The organism is Streptomyces sp. NPDC051561 (genome assembly GCF_044454195.1).
Classification (GTDB): Bacteria; Actinomycetota; Actinomycetes; order Streptomycetales; family Streptomycetaceae; genus Streptomyces.
Genome location: NZ_JBITDM010000018.1, coordinates 164,471 through 172,755, shown reverse-complemented (window position 1 = coordinate 172,755; position 8,285 = coordinate 164,471). Strand labels below are relative to the sequence as shown.

Genomic DNA, 8,285 nt, shown 5'->3' with positions numbered 1-8,285 from the left:
GCCCCGCGCGGGGGGGGGCGGCCCCCGCCCCCCCCCCCCGCGCGCCCGGGCCCGCCCCCCCCCCCCCCCCCCCCCCCCCCCCCCCCCCCCCCCCCCCCCCCCCCGCCGGGGAGGTGCTGTCCTGCTGGTCCACCTGCTGAACCTCCCGCTGCCATTGGTAGAACGACGTCGCCGCCGCATCGGCCGGACTGCGCCAGGTCTGCGGGTCGTAGGGCTTCACGAAGGGGTCCAGGTCCGTGCACAGCTTCCGGAAGTCCGCCCGGACCCGGGCGTCCGCCATGGCCCGGTCCGCGTCGTCCGCGAACTCCACCAGGTGGAAGTAGAGGTCCTGGTGGTAGTGGAACAGCTCCCTGCGGACCACCCCGAGATCCTTCGGCAGCGAGGTCTCGTCGGAGGCCCGGAACAGGGCGGCGACCTCCGCCGCCCTCTCCGGTGCCATACGGGCGACGATGAGTATGCGCTCGGTCATTTCCCATTTTCCCTTCCCCGAAGTGAACGGGCGTCACTTTAGAGAAGGGATTCCGGTACGTCTTCCTCCGCGAGTCGGAGATCGATGTCCCCCGCGCGGAGGAGAAGGAGAGGGGTGGGCGGGAAATGCGAAAAGGCCGCCAAGGTAATGGAATAAATTATTCCGGCTCGTGCGAAGAGTCGCCGGAGCGGACTGCCGGATTCCTCAGAGCAAGCCATTCTCGTACGCGTAAATAACCACCTGTACGCGATCCCTTACCCCGAGTTTCCGGTAAAGGTGCTGCACATGCGATTTGATCGTGCTGTCGCCCAGGGTGAGCTTTGCCGCCATCTCCGAGTTGCCGTATCCCTGAATGAGCAGCCGGAACACATCGAGTTCCCGGCTGGTGAGGGAGCGCAGCAGTTCCGCACCCCCGGCGGCCGGCACCGGTCTGCGGACGAACTCCTCGATGAGCCTGCGGGCGGCGGAGGAGGAGAGCAGGGCCCCGCCGTCGGCCACCTCCCGGACCGCGTCGGCGAGCTGCCGGGGCGAGGCGTCCTTGGTGAGGAAGCCGCTGGCCCCTGCCCGCAGCGCGTCGAAGACGTTCTCGTCGCGGTCGTACATGGTGAGCATGACGATCCTGGGTCCGGCCGGTCCCGCCGCACAGATCCTGCGGGTCGCCTCCAGGCCGTCCATCCGCGGCATGTTCAGATCCATCAGGACGACGTCCACGCCGGGGGTGCGGCGCAGCAGGTGCAGGGCCTCGGCCCCGTCCGACGCCTCGCCGGCGACCTCGATGTCCTCCAGCGGTGCGAACACCGCGCGCAGCCCCTGGCGCACCAGCGACTGGTCGTCGACGAGCAGGACGCGGACCGGTTTCCTCCGCACGACGGGCACTCCGATCTCCCGGTCTTCCGCGGCCGGGCCTTCAGTGGGTCAGTGATGGCCGTCCGCAAGGGGAAACACCCTGTTCGGAGGGGTGCCGGGGCAGTACGGCGATCACCCGCACCCGGCCGCCGGGCAGCTCCCGGTAGGCCAGCGTGCCGCCCAGCTCGGCGGCCCGGCGGTGCATGTTCAACAGGCCCTGACCGCTGCCCGGCAGTACCGGCACCGACCTGCGGGCGCCACCGCTGGTGACGCTGATCTCCAGCCGCTCGCCGAAGCGCACCCTGACGTCGATGGGTCCTTCGCTGTGCTTGAGCCCGTTGCTCACGGCTTCCTGGATGATCCGGAACGCCGCGTGCCGCGAGTCGCCGGAGAAGTGGTGCTCCCTGCCCATGTCGTCGAAGCCCACGCTGAGGTTGCCGGCGGGCAGGTCCAGGCCGAGCCCGGTCACCAGTTCGGACAGGGTGGGGGAGCGGGTGGCCCCCGGGGCCGGTACGGCGCGGCCGGGTGACCCCGAGGTCACGCGCGGCAGGCAGCCGATCGCCTCCCGGACGTCGCGCTGGGCCTGCACCGCCAGCTCCTCGATGGCCTGCGCGGCCAGCGGCTGCGGAGTGCTCGGGGAGTGCGCGGCCAACTGGCGGGCGCGCAGGACGATGGCGAGCATCCGGTGGCCCGCGCCGTCGTGCAATTCGCGGGCGATCCGGCGCCGCTCGCGGAACTTCTCGCTTTCGACCGCGGCCGTCAGGGCGCGTCGCTTGGCCTCCCCGTAAAGGAATACACCCAGAGTCGTGGCGAGCGACAGAACCTCAAGAAGGAATAATTCTCGCGCCAATGAAAAAAGGAATAAAAATCCACTGTCCACTGCCCGATCCCCCGAATCGGCCGACCTTCGTGACCTTGGTCCTGTCGGTGACGGTATCAGTCGGTCATGGGAAGTGGGAAGAGAATCCTTAGGGAACCCTGAGTAACCTTGGTCAATCGAATTGTTGACAGTTATTCAAGATTCGGCGGCGGTTATTCCGCTCCGGCCCCGGCCGCCCGTGCCTGACGGCGCTGCACGGAAATCGACCGCAGCACCCCGGCCGCCGCGATCACGAACCCCACGCCCATCAACATGCACACCGCATACGCAAACGAAGGGAACGGTTCCGTCCCCAAAAACATCGGCATGAAGGTCACCAGTGTTGCGATCGCCCCGACGAAGAAGACGATTCCGCCGATGCGAACCAGCCGATCACCGGGCTCGGCGGCCTCGGCCTGGCCACTCTTGGTTTCATTGCTCACCCGGCAAGGGTAGTTCCCTGCCCCGGGGACCTGCTCCGGGGGCCGGTGCCGGAGGCCGGAAAGGGGAAGCTCCGGCGGCTCTTGTCAGCGGCGTGGAGACCAATAGTCTGGTGAGTGGCGGGTCGGTGAAGACCCGCTGAGTGCTATCCGGAGCCGTTTTCGCGGCGCACCGGACCCAACGAGTACGAGGACGAGGACAGACGGTGCCTACCGGCAAGGTCAAGTGGTTCAACGGCGAAAAGGGCTTCGGCTTCCTCTCGCGCGACGACGGCGGCGACGTCTTCGTCCACTCCTCCGTGCTCCCGGCCGGCGTCGAGAGCCTCAAGCCGGGTCAGCGCGTCGAATTCGGTGTCGTCGCAGGTCAGCGTGGTGACCAGGCGCTTTCGGTGACGATACTCGACCCGACTCCGTCCGTGGCCGCGGCCCAGCGCCGCAAGCCCGACGAACTCGCCTCGATCGTCCAGGACCTGACGACACTGCTGGAGAACATCACCCCGCAGCTGGAGCGGGGCCGCTACCCGGACAAGGCCGCCGGCGCGAAGATCGCGGGCCTGCTGCGCGCGGTGGCGGACCAGCTCGACGTATAGGCGGACAAGCCGGTGGGCCGGGAAGCCCGGGACCACCGGCCGCCAGGCCTACGGAAAACGCGGGCCTACGGAAAACTCAGCGCATCGCGCCCGAGGGGCGGAACCAGCCCCTCGGCCGCCGCCCTTTCCAGCAGCCCGCGCACCGCCGCGTACCCGTCCTCGCCGAGGTCGGCGGTGAACTCGTTCACGTACAGCCCGATGTGCTGGTCGGCGACGGCCGGGTCCATCTCCTGGGCATGGGCGGTGACATACGGACGTGACGCCTCCGGTTCGTCCCAGGCCATCCGCACCGAGGTCCGCGCCGCCTCGGCCAGGGCGCGCAGCTTCTCCTCGCCCAGCGAGCGCTTGGCGATGATCGCGCCGAGCGGGATGGGCAGCCCGGTGGTGGCCTCCCAGTGCTCGCCCATGTCGGCCAGCTTGTGCAGCCCGTACCGCTGGTAGGTGAAGCGCGCCTCGTGGATCACCAGACCGGCGTCCACCTTGCCGTCCCGCACCGCGGGCATGATCTGGTCGAACGGCATGACCACGACCTCACCCACCTCGCCGGGCACGACGTCGGCCGCCCACAGCCGGAAGAGCAGGTACGCCGTCGACCGCTCGCTCGGCACCGCGACCGTCTTCCCGGTGAGGTCCACGTCCGCGTCCCTGGTCAGGACCAGCGGACCGCAGCCCCGCCCGAGCGCGCCGCCGCACGGCAGCAGGGCGTACTGCTCCAGAACCCACGGCAGCACGGCGTACGACACCTTGAGCACATCGAACTCGCCGCGCTCGGCCATGCCGTTGGTGAGGTCGATGTCGGCGAAGGTGACGTCGAGCCCGGGTGCCCCGGGGATGCGGCCGTGCGCCCAGGCGTCGAAGACGAAGGTGTCGTTGGGACAGGGCGAGTAGGCGATCTTCAGCGGACCGGTCTGCGGGCCGGTGCTCGGACGGGGGTCAGTGCTCATGTGGTGTCCAACCTTCCAGTGCGGGCCGGATCTTCCCGAACGCGTCGGTCAGTGCGGCGAGCGCGTCCCCGATCCGCCAGGCGTCGCGGTCGCGGGGGCCGACGGCGTTGGAGACGGCGCGGATTTCGAGCACCGGCAGCCCGAAGAGTGCGGCAGCCTCCGCCACCCCGAATCCCTCCATCGCCTCGACGGCTGCCCCGGGATGCCGGGCGCGCAGCTCGTCGGCGCGGGCGGCGGTGCCGGTGACGGTGGAGACGGTCAGGACGGTGCCGGTGCGGGCCCCGGTGGCGTCGGCCAGGGTACGTACGAGAGCGGCCGGAGGTAGATGCTCCACGGTCCCGAAGCCGAGGCCGGTGACCGGAACGTACCCCTGCGCCGTCTCCGCGCCCAGATCGGCGGCGACGATCGCGTCCGCGACGACGACCGAGGCGAGGGGGGCCAGGTCCGCGAACCCGCCGCCGATGCCGGCCGAGACCACCAGGTCGTACGCACCGGTGGCGAGCGCACGCGCGGTGGACGCGGCGGCGGCGGCCGGGCCGACTCCTCCCGCGATCACCGTCGGGGTGCTGCTCCCCTCCCCGAACGCACGCGTGACCGCGTCCCGCTCAGCGGGCACCGCGGTCACGACGAGGACGTTCATGAGGGGGTTCACGGGGAGTTCGGACCCGGTCAGGAGGTCTTCTCCAGCTTGAAGCTGTACACACCGACGAGCTTCTTGCTGGAGCTGTTGGTCTCGACGATGCTGACCGTCGCTTCCTTGACCGGCGGGGCGCCCTGCTGGCCGGAGCTGAAGAACGCGTTGCCCGGGATGGTGCGGTACGTCTTCTTGTACGGCTCCTGCTCGGCGGGCTGGCCGTTGATGAAGACCGTCCAGCCGTTCTCGGCGATCTCGGGGTCGACGCCCAGGCGGACCTTGTCCTCCATGGAGACCTTGATGGTCTTGGCGGCCTTCTTGTTGAGGCAGCCGGCGGCGTCCTTCTCCTTGATGCCCTCGGCGGCGTCGTTGTAGCAGACGGCCTCGGAGTTCACCGACTCCGTACCGACCGTCACGGTCGCGAGCGGCGTCGGCTTGTCGCAGGCCGAGAGGACGAGAAGCCCGGCGGAGGCGACAGCCAGGGCGGCGGTGGTACGACGGGCCTGGCCCGAGAACAGCGCAACGGTCATGCGCGAAGGCTATCGCCCGAACCGCCCACCCCTGCGCCGGGGGGTTTCCGGGGGTGTCCGCCCGGGCCACCCCCGCCTCACCGCAGGTCTCGCCCGCCGCTCGACCGCTTGCCCGCCGCGCTCAGCAGCCCCCGCGCCGACACCAGCACCCCGACGGCCACCAGCCCCGCCCCCACGCCCATCCCCAGCCAGGCCACCAACGGCAGCGCGATCCCGATCGCACCCCCCACCACCCATGCGACCTGCAGCAACGTCTCCGACCTGGCGAACGCCGAGTTCCGCACCGCCTCCGGCACATCCCGCTGAATCAGCGCATCGAGCGACAGCTTCCCCAGCGCCTGACACAGCCCCGCCGTCGCCCCGAGCACCGCCACCAGCAGCCCGCTGAAAAAGACCGCCGTGAGGACAGACACCCCCAGCGCCACCATCAGCACCGTCGCGATGATCAGTTCCGGCGCCCGGGACTTCAGCCACGCCCCCACCGCAGTCCCCACCGCGTTGCCCAGCCCGGCCGCCACCCCCACGATCCCCAGCGACACCGCCGCACTCTGCCCGCCCAGCGGATGCTGCCGCAGCAGGAACGCCAGGAAGAAGATCAGGAACCCGGACAGCGCCCGCAGCGCCGCATTGGCCTGGAGCGCGTGCACCACGGAGGGCCCCACGTCCCGCAGCCCCCGCCCGGGCCGCTCCGGCGCCTGTTCCTCCCCCGGGTGGTCGGAGGCCAGATGCGCGCGCTTCTCACCTTTGGCCGAATCCACCTTCCCGGGCATGGAAAGGGCCAGGAAGGTCCCCGCGACGAAGACCACGAACGCCCCGTAGAGCGGCCAGGCCGGCCCGACACGTTGCAGAGCGGCCCCGATCGGAGCCGCCGCCCCGGTCGCCAGGAGTCCCGCGAGAGTCACCCTTGAGTTCGCCTTGACCAGCGAAAACGTGGGTGGGAGCAGTCTCGGTACGACGGCGCTGCGCACCACTCCGTACGCCTTCGACGCCACCAGCACCCCCAGCGCCGCCGGATACAGCTCGATGCCGCCCGTCGCCACCGCCCCCGACATCGCCAGTGCCAGCACCGCCCTGGCGAGCATCGCGCCCGCCATCGCGGCCCGCCGCCCGTGCGGCAGCCGGTCCAGGAGCGGGCCGATGACGGGAGCGAGAAGAGTGAAGGGCGCCATGGTGATCGCCAGGTACAGGGCCACCCGGCCCCGCGCCTCGTCCGTCGGGACGGAGAAGAAGACCGTCGAGGCGAGCGCGATTGTGATCAATACGTCGCCCGCGCCGTTCACGGCATGAAGTTCGATCAGCTTTCCCAGGCCCGACTCACCCGCGCCCTGGGCGTGGGTGGCCCGCCTGATTCCCTTGGCGGGACCGGTGAACGGCAGGTGGAGGGCATGACCGATCGCCCGACCCGCCTTGCGCAGCGGCCCAGTTGGGACATCCGGCCGAGACGACGACCGTGCGGTAGCCACCCCGCAATAGTGCCCCAATGCCACGCATGCACCGCCCGACCCGAACCAGGATTCGGACGCGCAGGTGGGATGGGGGCGGCGGAGGGGGTAGCGTGCGTAGCGCGCCACCGGCGGTTGTACTCGGCCGCGCGCCTCTCAGCGATCCCGCAGAATGGATGGCGGAAGGTGTGCCCGAGGCAGGTAGTCGGGCGCGGACGTCGACGCGGCCCCCTGGTCCGCTCCGCCCGCGGCTCGTACATCTACATCGTCATCGGCAGGCGCACCCGTGATACGGCGTAGGAGAGAAGCGAAACCTGTGAGTGCTGCGACGACGAGAAGCCGTACCCCTGACCGTCTGTGCGCCGAAGCGGTCGACCTCGCACGTGAGGCCGCCGAGGAGGCTGCCTTCCCCGGGGTGGTCGGCGAGCACCTCACCCTCTACGCCGAGGGTGACCGGGTGGTCACCCACCTCTTCGAGGCGAAGGAGCCCGGCTACCGGGGCTGGCGCTGGGCGGTGACCGTCGCACGGGCCTCCCGCGCCAAGTACGTCACCCTCAACGAGACGGTCCTGCTCCCGGGCCCCGACTCCCTCTCGCCCCCCGAATGGGTGCCGTGGAGCGAGCGGCTGCGCCCCGGCGACATGGGCCCCGGCGACCTGCTGCCCACCGAGGCCGAGGACCTGCGCCTGGAGCCCGGCTGGACCGGTGAGGACGTACCGCCGCCGAACTCCGTGCTCTCCGAGGAGATGGAGTCGCAGGCCGCGCGGTCCCAGGCGCTCGCCGAGGTCGTCGAGGCCGAGGACGCGGAACTGACGGCTCCGGCGGTTCCGGTACGGGGCTCCATCACGTCCGTCGCCGAGGAACTCGGCATGCGGCGGGCCCGCGTCCTCTCCCGCTACGGCCTGCACCTCGCGGCCGACCGCTGGGACGAGGAGTACGGCGCGAAGACCCCGATGGCCCAGGCGGCCCCCGCCACCTGTGTCTCCTGCGCCTTCCTGATCCCCGTCGCGGGTTCCCTCGGGCAGGCCTTCGGTATCTGCGCCAACGAATTCGGCCCGGCGGACGGCCGCGTCGTCTCCCTGGCCTACGGCTGCGGAGGCCACTCGGAGGCCGCGGTCATGCCGAAGCCCCCGAAGCCGACGGGCCCCGTCCTCGACTCGATGGCCGTCGACGCCTTCCCCCTGCGCCCGGACCCGGAGGGCGGCTCGGTCCCGGACGCCGTGGACCTCGCCTCGGAGGACCTGGGCCACTCCTGACCGGCTCCGCACCCCCTCCCACTGTCCCGCCGCCCGAGCCCACTCGGGCGGCGGAGCTGCCCTTGGGGTCACTCAGAGCCTGTGTCTCAACCCCGGCGACAGCAGAACCGACAGCAGGGCGGGCCCGGCCGGATACGCCGGTACGCCGCCCCCCCGACCGGAGGGCGCGGCGGGCACGCTGCCCGAGGGGCTTTGAGGTGCGGGCCTCCCGATGCCCCCCGGGCCGGCGGATGGCCGTCGGCAGCCGTACCGGTCGCCCGTAACCCTTCGATCGGC

Annotated in this window: 10 protein-coding genes; 2 read left to right on the top strand and 8 right to left on the bottom strand. The window is 70.9% G+C overall.

Annotated features, from left to right (window positions below; genetic code table 11):
- From ACIA73_RS31245 to ACIA73_RS31230, 4 genes are all read right to left on the bottom strand, one after another.
- Nucleotides 1-469 (bottom strand): TcmI family type II polyketide cyclase (locus ACIA73_RS31245; protein ID WP_399442209.1); only part of this gene is annotated, 469 nt, incomplete at its 3' end.
- 204 nt (nucleotides 470-673) lie between these two features.
- Entirely contained in the window at nucleotides 674-1,336 is a 663-nt protein-coding gene (locus ACIA73_RS31240) for a response regulator (RefSeq protein ID WP_399442208.1), read from the bottom strand.
- Between the two features lie 40 nt (nucleotides 1,337-1,376).
- Entirely contained in the window at nucleotides 1,377-2,165 is a 789-nt protein-coding gene (locus tag ACIA73_RS31235) for a sensor histidine kinase (protein WP_399442207.1), read from the bottom strand.
- 182 nt (nucleotides 2,166-2,347) lie between these two features.
- Complete coding sequence (locus ACIA73_RS31230) at nucleotides 2,348-2,617, bottom strand: hypothetical protein (RefSeq protein WP_399442206.1); 270 nt, start codon at nucleotides 2,615-2,617, stop codon at nucleotides 2,348-2,350.
- 203 nt (nucleotides 2,618-2,820) lie between these two features.
- Here ACIA73_RS31230 and ACIA73_RS31225 point away from each other — a divergent pair, with 203 nt between their 5' ends.
- Entirely contained in the window at nucleotides 2,821-3,204 is a 384-nt protein-coding gene (locus ACIA73_RS31225) for a cold-shock protein (RefSeq protein ID WP_399442205.1), read from the top strand.
- A gap of 65 nt (nucleotides 3,205-3,269) precedes the next feature.
- Here the strand turns inward: ACIA73_RS31225 and ACIA73_RS31220 are convergent, their stop codons facing one another.
- From ACIA73_RS31220 to ACIA73_RS31205, 4 genes are all read right to left on the bottom strand, one after another.
- Nucleotides 3,270-4,148, bottom strand: coding sequence for a 1,4-dihydroxy-6-naphthoate synthase (locus tag ACIA73_RS31220; protein WP_399442204.1), 879 nt, complete (start codon nucleotides 4,146-4,148; stop codon nucleotides 3,270-3,272).
- On the bottom strand, nucleotides 4,138-4,788 hold the full coding sequence (locus tag ACIA73_RS31215) for a futalosine hydrolase (protein WP_399442203.1): 651 nt from the start codon (nucleotides 4,786-4,788) through the stop codon (nucleotides 4,138-4,140). Before ACIA73_RS31215 ends, ACIA73_RS31220 begins: the two co-directional genes overlap by 11 nt.
- Nucleotides 4,789-4,817: 29 nt before the next feature.
- On the bottom strand, nucleotides 4,818-5,312 hold the full coding sequence (locus ACIA73_RS31210; protein WP_399442202.1) for a DUF2771 domain-containing protein: 495 nt from the start codon (nucleotides 5,310-5,312) through the stop codon (nucleotides 4,818-4,820).
- A gap of 77 nt (nucleotides 5,313-5,389) precedes the next feature.
- Nucleotides 5,390-6,775, bottom strand: a complete 1,386-nt coding sequence (locus ACIA73_RS31205; RefSeq protein ID WP_399442201.1) for an MFS transporter — start codon at nucleotides 6,773-6,775, stop codon at nucleotides 5,390-5,392.
- Between the two features lie 295 nt (nucleotides 6,776-7,070).
- Between ACIA73_RS31205 and ACIA73_RS31200 the strand changes: the two genes are divergently transcribed.
- Nucleotides 7,071-8,009 carry a DUF3027 domain-containing protein gene (locus ACIA73_RS31200; RefSeq protein WP_399442200.1) on the top strand — a complete coding sequence of 313 codons (939 nt, stop codon included), beginning with the start codon at nucleotides 7,071-7,073 and terminating at the stop codon, nucleotides 8,007-8,009.
- Nucleotides 8,010-8,285 lie beyond the last annotated feature (276 nt).